The following is a 20483-nucleotide window of genomic DNA, read 5'->3' as shown; positions in this document are numbered from 1 at the left end:
CGGCATTCATCAGGGAGTGAGACAACCCATGCGCAAGAACCGGACGCTTCTGGCCGCCGCCGCGGCCGCCGCGATGACGATCTTCTCCGCCCCGGCCTTTGCCGACGGCGCGATTTCGATCATCGTCAACGACCCGTCGAACCCCTACTGGTTCACGGAAGGCGAGGTCGCCAAGGCCGAGGCCGAGAAGCTCGGCTACACCGCGACGGTCGCCGCCCACAAGGGCGACACCAACGCCGAGTCCCGCCTGATCGACACCGCCATCACCAGCCAGGTGAAGGCGATTATCCTCGACCCGGCGAACGCCGACGGCTCGGTGGGCGCCGTCAAGAAGGCCGTGGATGCCGGCATTCCGGTGATCCTCGTCAACGCCGAGATCAACCAGGAGGGCCTCGCGAAGGCGCAGCTCGTGTCCAACAACGCGCAAGGCGCGGCGCTCGGCGCCCAGGCCTGGGTCGAGGCGGTCGGCGACACCGGCAAGTATGTCGAGCTCTTCGGCGCCCCGTCCGACAACAACGCCCAGACCCGCTCCAACGGTTTCGAAACGGTGCTGACGCAGTATCCCGATCTCGAGAAGGCCGGCCAGGAGGTCGCCAACTGGGACCGCACGCAGGGCTACAACAAGATGCAGTCCCTCCTGCAGGCGAACCCGGACATCATCGGCGTGATCTCCGGCAACGACGAGATGGCGCTCGGCGCCGTCGCGGCGCTGAAGGAGGCCGGCAAGCTTTCGGCCATCAAGGTCGGCGGCTTCGACGGCTCGCCGGACGCGGTCGCCGCCGTCAAGGCGGGCGATCTCCAGTACACCGTGCTCCAGCCGGTCGCCGTGTTCTCGGCGGAAGCGGTGAAACAGGCCGACAACGTCATCAAGAACGGCTCGACGGGCGTTGCCGAGGAGAAGCAGCTCTTCGACTGCATCCTCATCAATAAGGACAATGCCGACAAGGTCACCGCGCCGTTCACGCTGGCGCCCTGACGACATCGCTCCAGGGTGGGGGCGGGGGGCTCATGAGCTGCCCCACGCCGTCCCGCTTTGGATCGGCGGTCCGGCATGACCGAATGGGTGGTGGCGCATCGTGGCGGCACCACCCCCGCCCTTCGACCGCCCACCGTTGAAAGGGCGCCCGGTCCGCCATCCCTCCGTTTTCCCGGAGAACACCTGTCCGGCTGGCAGCCACCGCAACCGCGACTGTGCCCGCCGCTGTCCGGCCCTGGCTGAAAGAAGATCCTCGGCGCCGAGGTTGCGCAAAGACGTTCGGCGCTCGAAGTGCCGCGGCGAGGCGATCTCCGGGTTGACGGGAATGCCGGCGGGGAACGGGACGGTTTTGCGCCGGCCCCCTTGCGATCGTCACCCGGCGCACCGACCCGTCCGGATCCCGTCCCGAAAGAGTGCGGCACCGCAGGCGACGCGGCGTCGAGGGTCGGTGCGAGCGAAAGGAAGCCGGCCAGCCCGAGGATCGCGGCGTGCCGAATGTCGTTCCGCGCGCGGTCTCACACCATGCGGTACCCGATGCCCGGTTCGGTCAGGATCAGGCGGGGAGCCGCCGGATCGTCCTCGAGCTTCTGGCGGATCTGCCCGACATAGACGCGCAGGTACTGCGTGTCGCCCTCGTTCGCCGCCCCCCAGACTTCGCGCAGGAGATGGGTGTGGGTGACGACCTTTCCGGCGTGGCGCATGAGCACGGCGAGAACGTCGAATTCGCGCTTCGTCAGGCGAACCTCGTCACCCCCCTTGCGGACCAAGCGGGCGCCGAGGTCGATTTCGACGTCCCGTGTCGCCAGAATGCCGTCGTCGGCTCTCGGCTTCGCATGGCGTATGGCCGCGCGCAACCGGGCCATCAGCTCGCCGACCCCAAAGGGCTTTTCGACATAGTCGTCGGCGCCCAGATCCAGGGCGCGGATCTTCTCGGCCTCGCGGTCGCGCGCCGATAGCACCACGATCGGAACCTGCGAGATCCCTCGCAGCCGCCGGATGACCTCCTTGCCGTCGAGATCCGGAAGGCCGAGGTCGAGGACGATGGCGTCGGGCGCGCTGTCGGCGGCCATCCCCAGCGCCTGGGCGCCCGTCGTCGCCTGGACGACGCGATAGCCCTCGGCGGTGAGGACGGGCTTGAGGAAGCGGTGGATGGCGGGCTCGTCGTCGACGACGAGGATGGTCGGCTGGGTCATGGGCCGGTCGCGCGTTCGCAAGGCAGTTTGATGAGAAAGGTTGTCCCGCTGGGGCGCGAAGCATCGGGAGCCAACAGCTCGACGGTGCCGCCATGCGCTTCGACGATGCCCTTGGTGATGGCAAGGCCCAGCCCCGCGCTGTCGCCGCCGTCCGCGGCGGACGTGCGCGCCCGGGTGAATTTCTCGAAGACATGGCCGCGCAGATCCGGGGGAATGCCGGGTCCGTCGTCGGAGATCGCGATCGCCACGATGCCCGGTTCCGCGCGCGCCCGCAGGGTCACGGCTGCATTCGGCCCCGCATGCTTGACGGCGTTGCCGACGATGTTTCCCACCGCCTGGTCGAGAAGCGCCCCGTCCCCGTAGACGAGGATCGGCTCCGGCGGCAGGTCGATCGCGAACCGCTGGGTCGCGCCGCGCCTGCGGGCCTGGTCGATCTGCCGGTCCAGCATCTCGCCCAGGTCGATCCAGTCCCTGGTGATTTCCAGCGCGCCGGCCTCCAGGCGCGTCATCGACAGGAGGTTGCGGACCATCTGGTCGAGATGGCGCGCCTCGTCGCGCACCTGGGCGAGGAGGTCGTCGCGCGCGGCGGTGTCCAGCCGGTCGCGATAGTCGATGAGCGCGGTCGCGGATCCGAGGATCGAGGCGAGCGGGGTTCTGAAGTCGTGGCTGATCGAGGCGAGGAGGATGTTCCTCACGCGCTCGGTTTCGGCCGCGGTTCGCGCGCTGCGCACCTCGGTCGACAGGAGCGCGCGTTGGAGGGCTGCGGCGGTCTGCTCGGCCAGCGCCGAAAGGAGCGTCCGCACCTCGGCGTCGAGAGCTTGGGCGTTGGCGGGCCGCTCGACGCCGAGGACGCCTACCTTGCTGTCCTGGACCACGAGCGGAAGGAAGGTCCAGCCGCTGGAGGGAAGGGTCTGCGTCCCCACGCCTGCCGGCTCGCCGTGCTCGTGCGCCCAGCGGGCGGCGGTGCGGGCGGGAACGTCGAGCCGGTTGTCGGGCGGCCAGGCGGCGGCGATCGCCAGATCGCTTGCCTCGGGCCGGAGGATCGTGACCGCGCGGCCGATCGCGGCGTTGATCTCGGTGGCGGCGGCATCGGCGACGGTGCCCGCGTCGGGCAGCGCGGAAAGCGTGCGGGTGAACTCGTAGAGCCGGCGGGCGGCGCGGGTGCGCCGCGCCGAGGCGCGCATCTGCTCGCGCGCCTGTCCCGCGACGGCCGAAATGGTCACGGCGATGATCAGGAAGACGACAAGCGCCAGAAGCTCGTGCGGACGCGCGATGGTGAAGGTGCCGGTGGGGTCGATGAAGAAGAAGTTGTAGGCGGCGAACGACAGGAACGAGGCGAAGACGGCGGCCCATACGCCATGGAGGAGCGCCGGGACGAGCACTGCCAGAAGGTAGAGCATCGAGACGTTGGGAAGCGATACGTAGCGAACCAGCTCCGTGCCGAGGAGGGTCGCGAGGGCGACGCTGGCAAGGGCCGCTCCGTAGCCGACCCAGCCGCCGGGCTCGGGCCAGCGCCATGCGGGCGGTGGCGCCGGCTCGCCTTCGGTCAGGACGAGGACCGATACGCCCCTGGCCCGGCCCACCAGCGCGTCGGCGAGGTTCGTCTCCGACCAAGGCAGCGGGAAGCGACGCGACCGCGCCTTGCCCACGACGATCTGGGTGACGTTCTCGAAGCGCGCGAAGCGCAGGATCTCGGTCGGAAGATCGGCGGCCACGAGATTGTGCGCGTCCGCTCCCAGGTTCCGGGCGAGCTGCAGCGAGGCATCCAGCCGGGACGCCTCGTTCGGCCCGGGCACCGAGCCCGGACGCTCGACCGTGACCGCATGCCAGGGCGCGTCGAGAAGATCGGCCAGACGCTTGCCCTCGCGGACCAGCCGCTCGGCCTGCGCGTCGGGTCCGATGCACACGAGAAGCCGCTCGCCGGCCGCCCAGGGCCCCTCGATCGCCCCGCCCTGCATGCGCTCCACGAGGTCCGAGTCGACATGGGCCGCCACCTGCCGCAGGGCCAGTTCGCGCAGCGCCGTGAGGTTGGAGGGTTTGAAGAAGTTCTGCGTGGCGCGGGTCGCGGTGTCCTCGACATAGACCTTGCCTTCTGCGAGCCGGCGAATGAGCTCGTCGGAGGGCAGATCCACGAGGACGATCTCGTCGGCGACCTCCAGCGTCGTGTCGGGCACCATCTCGCGCACGCGCACGCCCGTGATGCGCTGGACGACGTCGTTGAGGCTCGTCACGTGCTGGACGTTCATCGTGGTCCAGACGTCGATGCCGGATCGCAGGCATTCGGCGACGTCCTGCCAGCGCTTGGGGTGACGCGAACCTTCCACGTTGGAATGGGCGTATTCGTCGACGAGCAGCAGCGACGGACGCCGGGCGAGCGCGGCGTCGAGATCGAACTCGGCGACGAGGCGGCCCTTGTAGGGGACGAGCCGGCGCGGCAGCACCTCGAGGTCGGCGACCATGGCCTCGGTGTCGGCCCGCCCGTGCGTTTCGACGATCCCGACGAGGACGCCGCGCCCTCCCGCCTTGGCCGCGCGCGCGGCGCCGAGCATGGCGTAGGTTTTGCCGACGCCCGGCGCGGCGCCCAGAAACAGGCGCAGCTTGCCGCGCCCCGCGCGCTCGGCCTGGCCGAGAAGGGCGTCGGGTGAAGCGCGGGGCGCGTCGTCCTGGATCATCGTCGGTCTGATCCTTCTAGGGGCATGGACCCGGGAACGGTCACGGGCGCGGGGGCAAGGTGGAAGCCGCCGGTGCCGCGGAGCGGACAGTGCGGTCCGGTGGGCGGGACCGCAAGATGCGTTCGTCAGTCGACAGGCGTCGTGGCCGAGGCGGTCGGGGTGCCGGGACCCGGAACCCCAGTTGCCGGCACCGGGGCGATCGCGTCGAGCCCGAGGTTCACCGCCAGGACGTTGACGCGCGGCTCGCCAAGGACGCCGAGGGTGCGGCCGGCGGTGTTCCGGGCGATGACGCGGCGCACGGCCTCGGCCTCCATCCCGCGCGCGGCGGCGATGCGCGCGACCTGAAGGTCGGCGAAGGCCGGCGAAACGTCGGGGTCGAGGCCCGAGCCCGACGTGGTGAGCGCGTCGGCGGGAAGCGTCGTGGCCCCCGTCGCCGCCTTCATGGCCGCGCCGTCCGTCTTTACGCGGTCCGCCAGCTTGGCGCTGGTGGGCCCGAGATTGGTGCCGGACGAGGCGGACGCGTCGTAGCCGTTGCCGGCTGCCGACGGGCGCCCTTGGAGGTAGCCGGGTTGCGCGAACGCCTGGCCGATCAGCGAGGAGCCGATGGGCCGGCCGTCACGCATCACGAGGCTGCCATGGGCCTGCGCGGGCATCACGGCCCCAGCGATCGCCGTCATGGCGGCGGGGTAGAGGATCCCGAGAAGGATCGTGAGGAGGCCAAGGAGCGTGGCCGCGGCGCGGAGTTGGGAAAGCATGGTCGTGCTTCTTTCAGGTACGGCTTTATGCGAGGCCGAGCGCGGAAACCGCGAGGTCGATGATCTTGATGCCGACGAAGGGCACCAGGATGCCGCCGAGGCCGTAGACAGCCAAGTTTCGGCGCAGCACCGTTGCGGCGTCCATCGCCCGGTAGGGCACGCCGCGCAGCGCCAGCGGGATCAGCGCCACGATCACCAGCGCGTTGAAGATCACCGCCGACAGGATCGCGCTTTCGGGCGTCCCGAGCCGCATGACGTTGAGGATCCCGAGTTCCGGGATCGCGGCGACGAACAAGGCCGGGATGATGGCGAAGTATTTGGCGACGTCGTTGGCGATCGAGAAGGTGGTGAGGCTGCCGCGCGTCATCAGGAGCTGCTTGCCGATACCCACGATCTCGATGAGCTTGGTCGGGTCGGAATCGAGATCCACCATGTTGCCCGCCTCGCGCGCCGCCTGGGTGCCGGTCTGCATGGCGACGCCGACATCGGCCTGGGCGAGCGCGGGTGCATCGTTGGTGCCGTCGCCGCACATGGCCACCAGCCGTCCCTGCCGCTGCTCGACCCGGATGTAGTTCAGCTTGTCCTGGGGGGTGGCCTCGGCGATGAAGTCGTCGACGCCCGCCTCGCCCGCGATCGCGGCCGCCGTGACCGGGTTGTCGCCCGTCACCATGACGGTGCGCAGCCCCATGCGGCGCAGCTCGGCGAAGCGCTCCTTGATGCCGGGCTTCACCACGTCCTTGAGATGGATCACGCCGATGAAGCGACCGTTCTCGGCAACGCCGAGCGGCGTTCCGCCGGATCTTGCGATGCGCTCGGCGGCCTGGGTGAAGGCGGTGGGCTCGGGCACCTCGCGGCCGGCGGTCTCGCGCACGAACTTCCGGATCGCGTCCACGGCCCCCTTGCGGATGGTCTTTTCGCCCATGTCGACGCCCGAGAGCCGGGTGGCGGCCGAGAACGGAACGAAGGTCGATCCTTCCTGCGGGGCGTCCGGGACGAAGATCGCGTACTTCTCCCGCGCGAGAACGAGAATCGAACGGCCCTCGGCGGTCTCGTCGGCCAGCGAGGCTTGGACCGCGATGTGGGCGGCCTCCGTCTCCGTCACGCCCTGGACCGCGACGAACTCGCAGGCCATGCGGTTGCCGAAGGTGATCGTACCCGTCTTGTCGAGCAGCAGCGTGTCGACGTCGCCCGCCGCCTCCACCGCCTTGCCGGACATGGCCAGGACGTTGTGCCGGATCAGGCGGTCCATGCCGGCGATGCCGATCGCCGACAGGAGGCCGCCGATCGTGGTCGGAATCAGGGTGACGAGCAGGGCCACGAGGATCGGCACGCGGATCGGGATGCCCGAATAGGCGGAGAAGCCCGTCAGCGTGACGACCGCGATCAGGAAGATCAGCGTCATGCCGACGAGGAGGATCGTGAGCGCCAGCTCGTTCGGCGTCTTCTGCCGCTCCGCCCCCTCCACCAGCGCGATCATCCGGTCGAGAAACGAGGAGCCCGGTTCCGCCGTGATGCGCACGACGAGCCAGTCGGAGACCACCGTGGTGCCGCCGGTCACCGCCGACCGGTCGCCGCCCGCCTCGCGGATCACCGGCGCGGATTCGCCCGTCACCGCCGCCTCGTTGACGGAGGCGATGCCCTCCACGATCTCGCCGTCGCCCGGCACGAGGTCGCCGGTCTCGACCAGCACGTGGTCGCCGACCTTGAGCTCGAGCGCCGAGACGGACTGGATGGCGCGGCGGTCCCCTGGCGACGCCATGCGCTTGGCGAGCGTGTCGGTGCGCGCTCGGCGCAGGCTGTCGGCCTGGGCGCGGCCGCGCCCTTCCGCGATGGCCTCGGCGAAGTTGGCGAACAGCACCGTGAACCAGAGCCAGGCCATGATCTGGCCGGTGAAGAGGAGCGGGTTGCCGGCCACGATGTCGCGCATGAAGAGGACCGTGACGACGGCGGCCACGACTTCGGTGACGAAGATCACCGGGTTGCGCAGGAGGGCGGCGGGGTTGAGCTTCTTGAACGCGTCGACCGTGGCCCGGCCGACGAGGCGGGGCCGGAGGGTGGACGTTGCGGCTTGGGCAGCCATGGAAGGGGGTTCCTTGTTGTCGGTCTCCCGGAAGGAGCGACGAGGATGGAAGAAGACGGAAATCGTGGGCGGCCCGGCGCGAGCCGGCCGGGCCACGCCCGAGACCCTTAGAAGGTCCTGCCGGCCAGCATCTGCACCTGCTCGGCGATCGGGCCGAGCGCGAGGGCCGGGAAGAACTGGAGACCGCCGAGGATCAGGATGATGCCCGCCAGCAGCCCGACGAACAGCGGACCGTGGGTCGGGAACGTGCCCGCGGAGGGTGCGAGCCTGGTCTTGGCCACCAGCGAGCCGGCGATCGCCATCATCGGCACGACCGTGGCGAAGCGGCCGATCAGCATGGCCAGCCCCAGCGTCGTGTTCCACCAGGGCGAGTTCGCCGACAGGCCGCCGAAGGCCGAGCCGTTGTTGCCCGCCGCGGAGGTGTAGGCGTAGTAGATCTCCGACAGGCCGTGCGGACCGGCATTGCCGAGCCCCGACAGCGCGGCGGGCAGCACGGCGGACACCGCCGAAAAGCCGAGGATCGCGGCCGGCAGGACGAGAAGGGACAGGACCGCCATCTTCATCTCCTTCGCCTCGATCTTCTTGCCGAGATATTCCGGCGTGCGCCCGATCATCAGCCCGGCCACGAAGACCGAGACGATCGCGATCACGAGGATGCCGTAGAGGCCGGAGCCGACGCCGCCCGGCAGGATCTCGCCGAGCATGATCAGGACCATCGGAACCATGCCGCCGATCGGCGTGAAGGAGCCGTGCATGGCATTCACCGCGCCGTCCGACAGGCCGGTGGTCGCGGACGCGAAGAAGGCGGACCCGGCGATGCCGAAGCGGACCTCCTTGCCTTCCATGTTGCCGCCCGACGGATCGAGCCCGGCGGCCGTGAGGACCGGCGTGCCGGCAGCCTCCGCCCAGTAGCAGACCGCCGTGGCGCCGACGAGCAGGATGCCCATGACGCCGAGGATGGCGAAGGTCTGGCGGCGGTCGCCGATCAACCGGCCGAAGGCGAAGACGAGGGCCACCGACATCACCAGCATCTGCCAGATCGTCAGCGCATTGGAGAGCGGCGAGGGGTTCTCGTAGGGATGGGCCGAGTTGGCGTTGTAGAAGCCGCCGCCGTTGGTGCCCAGCTGCTTGATCGCGAGTTGCGAGGCGACGGGGCCGAGAGGCAGCGTCTGGTCGGCGCCCTCGAGGGTGCGGACGGTGGCGGACGCCTCGAAGGTCTGCGGCGTGCCCATCGCGACCTGCCAGATGCCGGTGACGATCGCGAGCGGCAGCAGCACGTAGAGCGTGGCGCGGGTCATGTCGGCGAAGAAGTTGCCGACGGTCTGGGCGCCCGAGCGCGAGAAGGCGCGCACCAGCGCGACCGCCAGCGCGATGCCGGTGGCCGCGGACAGGAAGTTCTGCACGCCAAGCCCTGCCATCTGGCTGAGGTGGCTCATCGTGGTCTCGCCGCCGTAGCTCTGCCAGTTCGTGTTGGTCACGAAGGAAACGGCCGTGTTGAAGGCCAGATGCGCCGACAGGCCGGGAAAACCTTGGGGGTTGAGCGGCAGCGCGCCCTGGAAGCGCAGGAGAAGATAAAGGAACGCGAAGCCTGCCGCGTTGAAGGCGAGCATGGCCAACGTGTAGCCGAGCCAGCCCTCTTCCCTGGCCGGGTCGATGCCGGCCAGGCGGTGGAAGCCGCGCTCGATCGGCCCGAGAACGGGCGAGAGGAGGGTGCGCTCGCCGGCGAAGACGCGTCCCATATAGGCGCCGAGCGGCACGGCGAAGGCGACAACGGCCGCGAGGATGACGAGGATTTGCAGCCAGCCGACGACGGTCATGGCAGAGGCCTTTCACAGACGGGACGGATTCAGAACCGCTCGGGACGCACGAGGGCGAACACGAGGTATCCGGCCAGGGCGAGGGCGACGGCGCCGCCAAGGATCAGGTCGAACATCGTCAGGCCTGCCCGGCCCAGCGCGCGTAGGCGCCCATCGACGCGAAGAAGCCCAGCCCCACGGCCAGGTAGATCAGATCGTACATGCGAACCCTCCTTTCGGGATCGCCGTTCAAGTGGACCCGATCGGCATAAAGGATCCATACGAGTTTTCGCCAAAACGCGGCCCCGCGAAGAGCCGGATGGAAAGCTCGCCGGCGACGTCCGCCTGCGAGCGACAGGACACCGGCGTGCCGGGCGGCGATCCCGGATCGCCAGATCGCCCCATGGGCCGGGTGACTCCTGCGCATGGTCCACGCAGCCCGGTGCCGACACCGTCGGAACGGGTTCCGGGCGGATCGGCTTTGAAAAGCGGTGCCGCGATCCTCACCGAACGCGCCCTCGCCGACGAGGATTTCATGTATCGGGGGGGGGGGCGTTTCCTCTATTCTTCGGCCATCCAACAACTCGTGCATCTCGCCGCTATCGGCATCGGCCGGGCGATGCCGATAGCCGTCGTGATACGTCCAAACGCACCCAGGCCGAGCCGCGCTGGAATGTGTCTGGGAAGCGTATTCGCCGGATGCGGGTCTGGGATCGCGGTTCGACTCGGATCATGTATGGCTTCGAACCGCCGGCTTCCGTCGCGGCCGTGCTACCGCCGCCTCTCGTTGCGAACATACGACGCCAACGCTTTCATGGCCGCGGTGGCATGGCGCACCTTGGCATAGGCAAGCACGAACCCCGGATGCGGTGCGATCCATTCGTCCAGGATCGAGACCAGACTGCCGGCTTCTATGAACGGTTGAGACAATTGCTCGATACCGTAGCCGATGCCTTGCCCCTTCAGCGCCGCCGATAGGGCGAACGTGGTGTCGGAAACGATCCGCGAACCGCTGACCGCCATGGTGAAACGGTTGCCGTCGTTCTGGAATTCCCAGTCGTAGATCTGCCCCGTCAACGAACCCCGGTAGTTGATGCAATTGTGTCGCTTGAGGTCTTCCGGATGCCGCGGGGTGCCGAAGCGGGCGAGATAGGCCGGCGAAGCGTAGACGATCCGCTTCAGTGGCTTTCCCAGACTGATGGCGACGACGTCGTCGCCGAGATCGCGGTTGGGAACCACGCCGGCATCGAACCCGGATGCGGTGATGTCGGTCACGAAGTCTCCGATCGTCAGGTCGATCGTGACCTCCGGATAGGCGGCCTCGAAGCCGCTGAGCAGCGGCTCCATGTAGAGAGCCATCGGGATGCGGGGAATGCAGAGCTTCAGAACGCCAGTCGGCTTGGCGGCCTTCTCCACGAAATCCTCCAACAGGGTGTCGAAATCCGACAGCATGGGCGCCAGACGACGCGCCAGTCCCGCTCCCGCTTCGGTCGGAAGCACCTTGCGGGTCGTGCGATGAAGAAGCGTGATGCCGAGGCGCTGCTCCAACGTCTGGATCGTGTAGCTCAAGGTGGAGGGAGCGATCTGCAATGCCGTCGCCGCGCGGGCAAAATTGCCGGTCTCCACGATCGTCATGAAGGCCCTCAGATTGGCGAAATCGGTCCCGCGCATGTCTTCGATCCCATCGAACGCTGTGATCGAACTTATAGCGATAGACCCGAAACCCCGGCGAAGTCTAATATACTAAAAATATAGACTTTTCAGGTTCCGGATTGTTCCGGAGCGTCGTCGCCATCCGCTTTCGAGTCCCCTTCGCTGGCTTCCGGCTTCTCTGGAGAAGCGTGAGCCGGACGGATCGACCGGGCCTTTTCCTGTCCGAGATGAACTACCGATTCCATTTCCAAAGCCTGGCTCCGTATTGCGCGCAGTTCGTCGACGGACTGCTCGTGACCATCCGGCTCGCGTCCTTGTCGCTGGTCTTCGGTCTTCTGGTGGCGGCAGTGCTCGCTTTCGCCCGGGTGTTCGGTCCCTGGCCGGTCCGTCGGTTGGTCTCCGCCTATACCGAGACCTTCCGCAACACACCGTTCCTCGTGCAGCTCTTCATGATCTTCTTCGGCCTGCCGACGCTCGGGCTTCGGTTGACGCCGTTCGGTGCGGGCCTTCTCGCTCTGGTGCTGAACTCGGCGGCCTATCTGGCGGAAATCCTGCGGGCGGGCATCGTCTCCCTGCCCAAGGGTCAGATCGAATCGGCCCGCGTCCTTGGGATGGGGCCCGTCGCGCTGATCCGCGACATCCTCCTCGCTCAGGTGGTCAGCCGGATGTACCCCGCCCTCTGCGCCCAGATGAACGTTCTGGTGCTGAACACGTCGGTGGCTTCCGCAATCGCGGTGGACGAGCTGACGGGCATGTCGATGATCGTGGCGTCCAACACCTATCGCTCCTTCGAGGTGTTCAGCGTCATGGCGCTGGTCTACCTCGTCTTGACGCTGGCGGTCGCCGGTCTTCTGCGCCTGATCGGTTTCTGGGCCTTTCCCTGGAAGCGGGCCTGAAGCATGCGGGACTTCACCTCCTACGACGTCTGGATGATCGTGTCGGCGGTGCGCTGGACGATCGCGCTGGCGGCCGTCGCCTTCGTGTCGGGCTCGCTCGGCGCCTTCGTGGTCGGGCTGATGCGCGCGTCGCGCAGCGCGCCGGTCCGGGTGGTCGCGATCGCGTGGATCCGCTTCTTCCAGGGCGTTCCGCTGCTGATCATCATGCTTCTGGCGTTCTTCGCGCCGCCGGTGTTCCTGGGCTTCGACGTCGGTCCGTGGACCGCCGTCAGCCTGTCCTTCGCCTGTTTTGCCAGCGCCAATCTCGGGGAGATCCTGCGCGGCTCGATCGAGGCGCTGCCCAAGGGGCAGATCGAGGCGGCGCGCGTTCTGGGAATGACGCGCATCGCCATCCTCAGCGACATCGTGCTGCCGCAGGCCATGCGCCTGTCCCTCATTCCCTCGATCAGCTTCTTCATCCAGCTCGTCAAGGCGACGTCCCTCGCCTCGGTGGTCGGTTTCGTGGAGCTGACCAAGACCGGCCAGACGATCAACAACGCGACGTTCAACCCGTTCACGATCTTCGGGCTGGTCGCGCTTCTCTACTTCCTGATGTGCTGGCCGCTGTCGAAGCTCTGCCAGCATCTCGAGCGCAAGTTCCCCCTGACAACCTAGATGGAAAAGATGAGACGGATGCGAAAGACACTCGCGATCGCGCTGGTCGCCCTGGCGGCGGCCTTTGGGCCCGGAATCGCCGCGCGGGCACAGGACAATCCGGTCGATGCCAGCCTCGACCGGGTTCTGGCGAAGGGCAAGCTGGTGGTCACCGTGATCGACCAGTTCCCTCCGTTCGGCTCGGTCGACGAGAAGGGCGAGCTCGTCGGCTACGAGGTGGACGTCGCACGCCTGGCGGCCAAGCACCTCGGCGTCGAGGTGGAACTCGTTCCCGCCGTGTTCGCCAACGCCATCCCCTATCTTCTGTCCGGCAAGGTGGACGCCCTGTTCAACGTGGTCGGCATCCGGCCGGACCGCGCCAAGCAGATCGCCTACTCGCAGCCCTATTCGGGCACCGATCTGTCGATCATCGCCGCCAAGGCCACCAAGGTCGAGACGGTGGCCGACCTCAAGAACCTGCGGGTCGGCGTCTCGCGCGGGACGACCAACGAGCAGATCACCGTCGAGAACGCCCCTGAAGGGACCGACATCCGTCGCTTCGAGAGCGACGCCGACATGATCCAGGCCCTTCTGTCGGGCCAAGTGGACACCATCACCAATTCGGCCTCGACGGTGGTCGGCATCATCAACAAGGCCAATCCCTCGCTCGAAGCCGAATCGAAGATCCTGTTCCGCCAGCAGTTCAACGGCATCGCCGTGCGCCGCGAGGACAACGACCTGCGCCGTTGGTTCGATACCTTCCTCTACTTCGTGAAGGTCAACGGCGAACTCGATGCCATCCACGCCAAGTGGTTCAACGCGCCGCTGCCGAAGTTTCCCGTCCTTTGACCCATTCGGACGGGGCTCGTGGCCCCGTCCGTCCCCGGAGCATCGACATGCTGATAGAGGCGCAAGCCATCTCGAAATCCTTCGGCGACGCCCTGGTCCTCGACGAGGTGTCGCTGGCGGTCGACCGGCGCGAGCGGATCGTCGTGTGCGGCCCGTCCGGCTCGGGCAAGTCGACGCTGATCCGCTGCTTCGCAGGCCTCGAAAGCGTGAGCGGCGGCACGCTTTCCGTCTGCGGCGAGGCGCTCCACGGTCGTGTCGACCCGGCGAGAGCTCTCAGCGGCAAGGTCGGAATGGTGTTTCAGGACTTCAACCTGTTTCCCCATCTCACCGTGCTCGACAATTGCACGATCGCGCAGCGGCGCGTCCTGAGGCGATCGAGGACCGAGAGCCGGGAGGCCGCGCTCGAGCAGCTGCGCCGGCTCGGTATGGAAGCGCATGCGCAAAAGTTTCCCGGGCAGCTGTCGGGCGGGCAGAAGCAGCGCGCCGCCATCGCCCGCTCGCTTTGCATGAACCCGGAGATCCTCCTGTTCGACGAGCCCACCTCGGCGCTGGACCCGGAAATGGTCGGCGAGGTGCTGCAGGCGATGATGGAACTCGCCTCGGCCGGCGTCACCATGGTGTGCGTCACCCATGAGATCGGCTTCGCGCGCCGGGTCGCCGACAGGGTCGTCTTCATGGACCATGGGCGCGTGGTCGAGACCGGTACGCCCGATGCTCTCTTCCTCGATCCTCAGACGCCGCGTCTGCGGCAATTCCTGGCGCAGGTGCACGGTGGGCTCGCCGGCACGCTCGCGGCCTGACACCGGACGTTACCCGTATGCTCGCATCCCGCACGATGACGCTCGGCCTCTTCATCTTTCCGTTCGGCCACCACCTCGGCGCCTGGCGGCACCCCGAGGCGCCGGAAAACGTCGCCTACGACTTCGACTACCACGCCCGGATCGCGCGCGAGGCGGAGGCGGCGGGGCTCGATCTCCTGTTCTTCTCCGACACGGCCGCCGAGCGCGCCAACCAGGCGATGACGCCCCAGGCCTCCTCCTTCGATCCGTCCACGCTCCTGGCCGCTCTGGCCATGGTGACGCGCGAGATCGGGCTCGTCGCCACGATGACCACCTCGTTCAACGAACCCTACAACGTGGCCCGCCGGTTCGCCTCGCTCGACCTCATCAGCCACGGCCGCGTCGGCTGGAACCTGGTGACGACGTCGTTCCTGCCCGAAGCGCAGAACTTCAACCTCGACACCCATTATCGCCATGCGGACCGGTACCGGCGCGCGCGCGAATTCGCGCAGGTGGTGCGCAAGCTCTGGCAGAGCTGGGACGCGGACGCCTTTCGCTTCGACAAGGCGAGCGGCGTCTACTTCGATCCGGCCAAGGTCCGCCTGACGGAGCATGTCGGGCCCCACTTCTCGGTCCGGGGCCCGTTGAACGTCGGCCCCTCGCCGCAGGGCGAACCGGTGATCTTCCAGGCCGGCTCGTCGAACGATGGGATGGAACTGGCCGCCGCGACCGCCGAATGCGTCTTCACCGTGCAGGACCATATCGACACGGCGCGCGCGTTCTACGCCGACCTGAAGGGCCGGCTGGAACGCTACGGCCGCGGCCCGGACCAGCTCCACGTGATGCCCGGCATCTCGCCCTTCATCGGCGCGACGCGCGAGGAGGCCGAGGCGCGCTACGACGAACTCCTGGCGCTGATCCCGACGGCCGAGGCCGTCGACATGCTATCCAACCAGCTCGGCGGCGTGCCGTTCGCACCGCAGGACTGGGACAAGCCCTTTCCCGAGGTTCCTCCTTCCAATGCCGGCCAGACCCGGCGCGACAACATCATCGCGCTGGCGCGGCGCGGCGGCTACACGCTCGCCGAGACGGCGCGCCGGCATGCCGTCACCGCCGGCCATCTCGAAGTGGTCGGAACGGCCGAGGACGTCGCCGACGTCATGGAGGACTGGTTCACGACGGGCGCCTGCGACGGCTTCAACCTGAAGCCGCCGCTTCTACCGCGCGATGCGGACCTGTTCTACGCCAGGGTCCTGCCGATCCTTCGCCGACGCGGCCTGTTCCGTGAGGCCTACGAGGCACCGACCCTGCGCGCCCGTCTGTTCCCCGCCCATCCCGACCGCAATCCCGCCGATCCGTGAGATGTCGATGCGCTTTCAAGATCAATTGACCCGGCAGGCCGAATTCCGGCGCCGGCTGCGCGGCGGCGAGCGTCTGCTCGGCACCTTCCTGAAATTCCTGACCGGTCAGCCGACGGAAATCCTCGGCGCGCTCGGATGGGATTTCGTGATCGTCGACCAGGAGCACGCCCCCTTCGACCGCCACCGCACGGACGAGGCCGTGCTGGCGGCGCGCGCGGCCGGCATCGCCGCCCTGGTGCGCACGCCGAGCGCCGACGCGCATGCCATCCTGGGGGCGCTCGACGTCGGGGCGAACGGCGTGATCGTGCCCCATGTCGACACACCGGCCAAGGCGGCGGCGATCGTCGCGGCCGCCCGCTACGCGAACGGCCAGCGCGGCTTCGCGCTGGCCACGAGAGCCGCCAACTGGGGGCTCCTTCCACGCGCCGAACATCTGACGCAGGCCGACGACTACGTCGCGGTGATCGCCCAGATCGAGGATCGCGACGGCCTGGAGAACGTCGAGGCGATCGCGGCCGTGCCGGGCCTCGACGGGTTGTTCATCGGCTACGGCGATCTGTCGGTGGCGCTCGGCGAAACCGATCCGGGTTCGCCCGCGATGCGCGAGGCGAGCGCCCGGATCGTCCGGGCAGCCGCCCGCCACGACCTCTCCATCAGTGCCTTCGCCGGATCGTTGGACGATGTCCGCCTGCTCGAGGATCAGGGGATCCGGGTGATCCTCTACGCGTCCGACCAGACGCTCCTGATGCGCGAGGCTAAACGGATCAAGTCGGCGTTCGACACGATGGCCACGGCGGGAGCGGCCTGATGGCGAAGGACCGCTCCCGGACCCCGATGAAGCTCGGCGCGTTTCTCTACGCTACCGGCCACCATCTCGCGGCTTGGCGCCACCAGGACAGCGCGGAGCGTTCGGGCTTCGAGATCGACGACTACGTCCGCTTCGCGCGCCTTGCCGAGGATGCCAAGTTCGATCTTCTGTTCCTTGAGGACGGCGCCGGCATCCGCGAGCCCGACCTCGGCATCGCCGCACAGACATCGCGCGGGGCGCATTTCGAACCGCTGTCCCTTCTGGCCGCGCTGGCCACCCAGACCCGCCATATCGGCCTCGTCGGGACCGTTTCCACCAGCTACAGCCAGCCCTACCAGGTGGCGCGCACGTTCGCCTCGCTCGACCATATCAGCGGCGGGCGCTCCGGCTGGAACCTCGTGACGTCGACCACCGACATGGAAGCGCGGAACTTCTCGCGCGACCGGCAGGACGCGCACGGCGACCGCTACGCCCGGGCCGAGGAGTTCGTCGACGTGGTGCGCGGCCTTTGGGACAGCTACGAGGCGGACGCGCTGGTTCTCGACCGCGCATCGGGCCGATACTTCGACCCGGCCAAGCTGCATGCGCTGGACCACAAGGGACGGTTTTATTCGGTGCGCGGGCCGCTCAACGCCGCTCGCTCGCCGCAGGGCCGCCCCGTGGTCGTCCAGGCCGGCTCCTCGCAGGCCGGCATCGATCTGGCCGCACGCACCGCCGAGGTCGTCTTCACGGCGGCCCAGACGCTGGCGGACGGGCAGGACTTCTACCGGCGGCTCAAGGGACGGATGGCGCATTTCGGCCGGTCGCCGGACGAGCTGGCGATCATGCCGGGCGTGTTTCCCGTCGTCGGTCGGACGCGCGGCGAGGCGGAGGACAAGTTCGCCGAGCTCCAGGCGCTGACGCCCGACGCGGTCGCCCTGGCGCTACTTGGCCAGCATCTGGGAACCGGCGGGCTCGACGCCTTCCCGCTCGACGAGCCGCTGCCCGCCGATCTGCCGGCGACGGAGGCCAACAAGGGGCGCCACGCGCTCCTAATGAAGCTCTCGCGCGAGGAGAACCTGTCCCTGATCGATCTGGCGCGGCGCATTTCCGGCGCGCGCGGACATTGGCAGGTGATCGGCACGGCCGGCGAGATCGCCGACGTGCTGCAGGAGCGCTTCGAGGGCGGCGCGGCGGACGGGTTCAACATCATGCCCGCGACGCTGCCGGGCGGGCTGGAGGATTTCGTCGGCCTCGTCCTGCCCGAATTACGGCGTCGCGGCTTGGCGCGCAACGAGTATTCCGGGCGGACCTTGCGGGACAATCTCGGTTTGTTGCCGAGCGGAGCCACACCATGAACGCCGCTCCAGCCCGTCGCTACCCAAACATCGCGACGCCGGAGGCGCTGGACGAGGCCTTGGAGCGCGTGCTTCCCTCGTTGCGCGAGATGGCGCCCCTGGTGGACACCGACGGCACCTATCCCCATGCCAGCATCGACCTGCTGCGCCGGGCCGGCCTCCTTGCCCTGCCGCTGCCGCGCCGGCTCGGCGGGATCGGATGGGGGGAGGGGACCTCCTATGGGCACTATTTCGATCTTCTGCGCCGCCTCGCAGGGGCGTGCTCCAACACCGCGCAGATCTATTCCGCCCATTGCAACGCCCTCCTGACCATCCAGCAGGTCGGCGGAGCCGCCGCCGCCGAACCCTTCGCCGACGGTGTCCGAGAGCGCGGCGAGCTGTTCTGCTTCGTCGGCAGCGAGCCGACGGACCGCTTCGACGCCACGGGCAACCGGGTCGGCTTCTCGTCCCGTGCCGAGCCCGCGCCGGACGGCTGGTTCGTCACCGCGCGCAAGGTCTTCGCGACCGGCTCCCCCGGCGCGGCCTGGGGGCTGATCCATTGCGTGGCGACGACGCTTCCCGAGCCCGACAACTGGCTGCTGACGCCCCTGCGCCTCGATCGCCCGGAGATCGAGATCATCGACGACTGGGACAATCTGGGTCAGCGCGCCACCGCGAGCGGCACCCTGATTGCGAACCGATACCCGCTTCCAGCCTCCCAGGTGATCGGAGGTCCGGGTGCGGTGCCGCGCGCCAGAACGCTCGGCTCCCTGTACCAGACCGGGTTCGCGGCGATGCTGGCCGGTATGGCCGAAGGCGCGCTCGCCTACGCCATCGACTACACCAACACGCAGCGGCGCCCGACCGCCGGCTATGAAAGAACGGCGGACGAGCCCAACGTCCAGCTGCGCATCGCCGATCTCGCCGTCGGCGTCGAGGCGGGCCTCGCGCTCCTGGAGCGCATCGCGCCTCTCTACGACAGGGCCGTCGCGGGCGACTTCGACGTGCTACCGGAACTGTCGCGGCGAATGTACATCCTCAAGGTCTTCGTCAGCCAGTCGGCGGTCCAGATCGGTAGCGACCTGTTCGTCCTGTGCGGTGCCCGATCGACGGCACGTCGCCACGCCGCCGATCTATACTGGCGCAATGCCAGAACGTTGTCGCTGCACGACAACATCGACAAGCAGAAGGGAACGATCGGCAAGCAGGCGCTGGGCATCGCACAGCCGACGCTCGGGATCCGCTGATCGATCTGAATCGCGAGGGGACGATGGCTTGTCGCGAGAAGAACCGGAGTCGGTCGCCTAACCCCAGTGGCATGCTCGCGATCGAGCTCATCAAGCGCAACGGCGAGGCGGAGGGACCACGAAGGCCGACGGTTGCTTGCTCGTATTGGAGGCGATAGCAAGCCATTCCTCTAGCCGCGCACATGACGCGTTTGACCGAGTTGCCGTTGTCGTAGGGATCCAGTCCGGGTCGGCGACCGACGCTGCATGGCAAAGCGGTGGGATTGCAGGCCGACCGCCTATGCCCCGGCGTGCGGACGGCAGGCATGGTTGGCGAGATCTGTTGGAAGATGGGGTCGCCGAGGCGACGTTCTATCGATGGAAAAAGGTCTACGCTGGGATTGGCGTCTCGAAGAAACGTGCGATATTGGGGTCGGGTCGACAATTGCCGTCAGTGTTGCGCTGGAGCGACGCAGCGACCGGTGAGAGAGCTTCGCCTGCCTCAATGAGAAACCACGGCGACCTTCCATGTCCAAACTCACAGCGCGCTCGGCTAGGAACAAATCGGGTTGAATCACCCGCTCCAGTCCGCCAGGAGGGCTCGGTCCCAGTCGCCTGCCAGAGTTACGTTTTCCTGATGGGTCACCGTACGAGGGCCGTCACGTACGGCTCGCCAGACGCTCTCCAGACAGCCGAGGACGACCGCCTGACGAAGCTTGGCCTTGGTATGGTCTCGCGTGCGCAGCGACAACCGGACGTCCTGCGCCTTCGTGGAGAGGGTAAAGATGACTGTCGTCCCCGACCGGAACGACCAGCGTTCTACCCCTGGCCTTCGCAGTGATGTCAGACCGGATGCGCTGAACGAACTGATGGTAGGAGGTGCTTGAGCGCTTCAACGGACGGGGCATTGCAAGGGCCACTGTTGAACAGTCCTGTTGAACAGGCTGCCGACCCTAACCCCGTGATGTCGCGTAAGACTTTGGCTTCCCTGACTAATCAGGGGAACTGGTGCCCAGGAAAGGAATGCCAAATTTCCGATATACAATAAGCAAATTCAATAACTTATGTCGCACGTATTTGGTGCTTGTGTAGCACTCCTGCGTTGCGTTGTCGAAGGCAGCTTCCCGATAATTGCTTTTTGGTTGGTGAGGACATGCTCTACGAACTGGCAATCCGCCGGTGATGCTGTCATCACGACCTGTGTGTGTCGCTAAAGGGGTCCCGCCAACCTTATCGACCACCGGTAGCGGTCTCCAGCGCAGTTCGGACTTACCAAAGCGGCTTTCGGCCATAACTCTCCAAACTGAGCAAACACGCGCGTTGCGTATTTCTGTGGCGATGGGAACTCGGCCAGCAAATCCCGAGGTTTGCCACTGATCATGGGATCGTCAGCACTCGGGTTGCCGGCCGATGCGACCCAACGATCCGGGTGAGAGCAAGCGCCCAAGGAGGGCGACAGATATGTCCAGAGCAACGGAAGTCCGCAGCTC

General features: G+C 67.7%; 16 protein-coding genes. 9 read left to right on the top strand and 7 right to left on the bottom strand.

Annotated elements, in window-relative coordinates; all coding sequences use genetic code 11:
* Window positions 1-28 precede the first annotated feature (28 nt).
* Entirely contained in the window at window positions 29-976 is a 948-nt protein-coding gene (locus H7A85_RS13120) for a D-ribose ABC transporter substrate-binding protein (protein WP_182086401.1), read from the top strand.
* Between the two features lie 515 nt (window positions 977-1491).
* Here H7A85_RS13120 and H7A85_RS13115 read toward each other — a convergent pair.
* The 6 genes from H7A85_RS13115 to H7A85_RS13085 all read right to left on the bottom strand — a co-directional run bounded on the left by H7A85_RS13115 (window position 1492) and on the right by H7A85_RS13085 (window position 11143).
* Window positions 1492-2169 (bottom strand): response regulator, encoded by a 678-nt coding sequence (locus H7A85_RS13115; protein ID WP_182086400.1) that lies wholly within the window; start codon window positions 2167-2169, stop codon window positions 1492-1494.
* Entirely contained in the window at window positions 2166-4841 is a 2676-nt protein-coding gene (locus tag H7A85_RS13110) for a sensor histidine kinase KdpD (protein ID WP_182086399.1), read from the bottom strand. Before H7A85_RS13110 ends, H7A85_RS13115 begins: the two co-directional genes overlap by 4 nt.
* 125 nt (window positions 4842-4966) lie before the next feature.
* Window positions 4967-5596, bottom strand: a complete 630-nt coding sequence (gene kdpC / locus H7A85_RS13105; protein ID WP_182086398.1) for a potassium-transporting ATPase subunit KdpC — start codon at window positions 5594-5596, stop codon at window positions 4967-4969.
* Between the two features lie 25 nt (window positions 5597-5621).
* The gene (gene kdpB / locus H7A85_RS13100; RefSeq protein ID WP_182086397.1) at window positions 5622-7676 is read right to left on the bottom strand and encodes a potassium-transporting ATPase subunit KdpB; all 2055 of its coding nucleotides are present in this window, start codon (window positions 7674-7676) and stop codon (window positions 5622-5624) included.
* A 107-nt stretch (window positions 7677-7783) separates the two neighbouring features.
* The gene (gene kdpA, locus H7A85_RS13095) at window positions 7784-9493 is read right to left on the bottom strand and encodes a potassium-transporting ATPase subunit KdpA (protein WP_182086396.1); all 1710 of its coding nucleotides are present in this window, start codon (window positions 9491-9493) and stop codon (window positions 7784-7786) included.
* Between the two features lie 750 nt (window positions 9494-10243).
* Window positions 10244-11143, bottom strand: a complete 900-nt coding sequence (locus H7A85_RS13085) for a LysR family transcriptional regulator (RefSeq protein ID WP_182086395.1) — start codon at window positions 11141-11143, stop codon at window positions 10244-10246.
* A gap of 170 nt (window positions 11144-11313) precedes the next feature.
* On the opposite strand from H7A85_RS13085, the gene H7A85_RS13080 reads away from it, so the two are divergent.
* From H7A85_RS13080 to H7A85_RS13045, 8 genes are read left to right on the top strand one after another with little or no spacing between them, the layout of a single operon-like run.
* Window positions 11314-12021: an amino acid ABC transporter permease gene (locus tag H7A85_RS13080; RefSeq protein ID WP_182086394.1), complete on the top strand. Its 708-nt coding sequence runs from the start codon at window positions 11314-11316 to the stop codon at window positions 12019-12021.
* Between the two features lie 3 nt (window positions 12022-12024).
* On the top strand, window positions 12025-12675 hold the full coding sequence (locus H7A85_RS13075) for an amino acid ABC transporter permease (protein ID WP_182086393.1): 651 nt from the start codon (window positions 12025-12027) through the stop codon (window positions 12673-12675).
* Between the two features lie 18 nt (window positions 12676-12693).
* The gene (locus H7A85_RS13070; protein WP_182086392.1) at window positions 12694-13503 is read left to right on the top strand and encodes a transporter substrate-binding domain-containing protein; all 810 of its coding nucleotides are present in this window, start codon (window positions 12694-12696) and stop codon (window positions 13501-13503) included.
* Window positions 13504-13550: 47 nt separating this feature from the next.
* Window positions 13551-14303: an amino acid ABC transporter ATP-binding protein gene (locus tag H7A85_RS13065; RefSeq protein ID WP_182086391.1), complete on the top strand. Its 753-nt coding sequence runs from the start codon at window positions 13551-13553 to the stop codon at window positions 14301-14303.
* A gap of 17 nt (window positions 14304-14320) precedes the next feature.
* Window positions 14321-15643, top strand: a complete 1323-nt coding sequence (locus tag H7A85_RS13060) for an LLM class flavin-dependent oxidoreductase (RefSeq protein ID WP_182086390.1) — start codon at window positions 14321-14323, stop codon at window positions 15641-15643.
* Between the two features lie 7 nt (window positions 15644-15650).
* Window positions 15651-16451 carry an aldolase/citrate lyase family protein gene (locus H7A85_RS13055; RefSeq protein ID WP_182086389.1) on the top strand — a complete coding sequence of 267 codons (801 nt, stop codon included), beginning with the start codon at window positions 15651-15653 and terminating at the stop codon, window positions 16449-16451.
* Window positions 16451-17788 carry an LLM class flavin-dependent oxidoreductase gene (locus H7A85_RS13050; RefSeq protein ID WP_182086388.1) on the top strand — a complete coding sequence of 446 codons (1338 nt, stop codon included), beginning with the start codon at window positions 16451-16453 and terminating at the stop codon, window positions 17786-17788. Before H7A85_RS13055 ends, H7A85_RS13050 begins: the two co-directional genes overlap by 1 nt.
* The gene (locus H7A85_RS13045) at window positions 17785-19014 is read left to right on the top strand and encodes an acyl-CoA dehydrogenase family protein (RefSeq protein ID WP_182086387.1); all 1230 of its coding nucleotides are present in this window, start codon (window positions 17785-17787) and stop codon (window positions 19012-19014) included. The genes H7A85_RS13050 and H7A85_RS13045 overlap by 4 nt, the downstream gene beginning before the upstream one ends.
* Before the next feature lie 553 nt (window positions 19015-19567).
* On the opposite strand, the gene H7A85_RS13040 is transcribed toward H7A85_RS13045, so the two are convergent.
* The gene (locus tag H7A85_RS13040) at window positions 19568-19744 is read right to left on the bottom strand and encodes a hypothetical protein (protein ID WP_182086386.1); all 177 of its coding nucleotides are present in this window, start codon (window positions 19742-19744) and stop codon (window positions 19568-19570) included.
* Between the last annotated feature and the right edge of the window lie 739 nt (window positions 19745-20483).

Origin of the sequence: Aureimonas sp. ME7 (assembly GCF_903970965.1) — a bacterium.
In the GTDB taxonomy this organism is placed as follows: domain Bacteria; phylum Pseudomonadota; class Alphaproteobacteria; order Rhizobiales; family Rhizobiaceae; genus Aureimonas.
Note: the sequence above shows the minus strand (reverse complement) of the source record. Positions and strands in the feature narration are given on the sequence as shown.

Bases quoted from the DNA above. Each gene is read 5' to 3' on its own strand.
- H7A85_RS13120 (WP_182086401.1), top strand. From the start codon at position 29: ATGCGCAAGAACCGGACGCTTCTGGCCGCCGCCGCGGCCGCCGCGATG.
- H7A85_RS13115 (WP_182086400.1), bottom strand. From the start codon at position 2,169: ATGACCCAGCCGACCATCCTCGTCGTCGACGACGAGCCCGCCATCCAC.
- H7A85_RS13110 (WP_182086399.1), bottom strand. From the start codon at position 4,841: ATGATCCAGGACGACGCGCCCCGCGCTTCACCCGACGCCCTTCTCGGC.
- kdpC (WP_182086398.1), bottom strand. From the start codon at position 5,596: ATGCTTTCCCAACTCCGCGCCGCGGCCACGCTCCTTGGCCTCCTCACG.
- kdpB (WP_182086397.1), bottom strand. From the start codon at position 7,676: ATGGCTGCCCAAGCCGCAACGTCCACCCTCCGGCCCCGCCTCGTCGGC.
- kdpA (WP_182086396.1), bottom strand. From the start codon at position 9,493: ATGACCGTCGTCGGCTGGCTGCAAATCCTCGTCATCCTCGCGGCCGTT.
- H7A85_RS13085 (WP_182086395.1), bottom strand. From the start codon at position 11,143: ATGCGCGGGACCGATTTCGCCAATCTGAGGGCCTTCATGACGATCGTG.
- H7A85_RS13075 (WP_182086393.1), top strand. From the start codon at position 12,025: ATGCGGGACTTCACCTCCTACGACGTCTGGATGATCGTGTCGGCGGTG.
- H7A85_RS13070 (WP_182086392.1), top strand. From the start codon at position 12,694: ATGCGAAAGACACTCGCGATCGCGCTGGTCGCCCTGGCGGCGGCCTTT.
- H7A85_RS13065 (WP_182086391.1), top strand. From the start codon at position 13,551: ATGCTGATAGAGGCGCAAGCCATCTCGAAATCCTTCGGCGACGCCCTG.
- H7A85_RS13060 (WP_182086390.1), top strand. From the start codon at position 14,321: ATGCTCGCATCCCGCACGATGACGCTCGGCCTCTTCATCTTTCCGTTC.
- H7A85_RS13055 (WP_182086389.1), top strand. From the start codon at position 15,651: ATGCGCTTTCAAGATCAATTGACCCGGCAGGCCGAATTCCGGCGCCGG.
- H7A85_RS13050 (WP_182086388.1), top strand. From the start codon at position 16,451: ATGGCGAAGGACCGCTCCCGGACCCCGATGAAGCTCGGCGCGTTTCTC.
- H7A85_RS13045 (WP_182086387.1), top strand. From the start codon at position 17,785: ATGAACGCCGCTCCAGCCCGTCGCTACCCAAACATCGCGACGCCGGAG.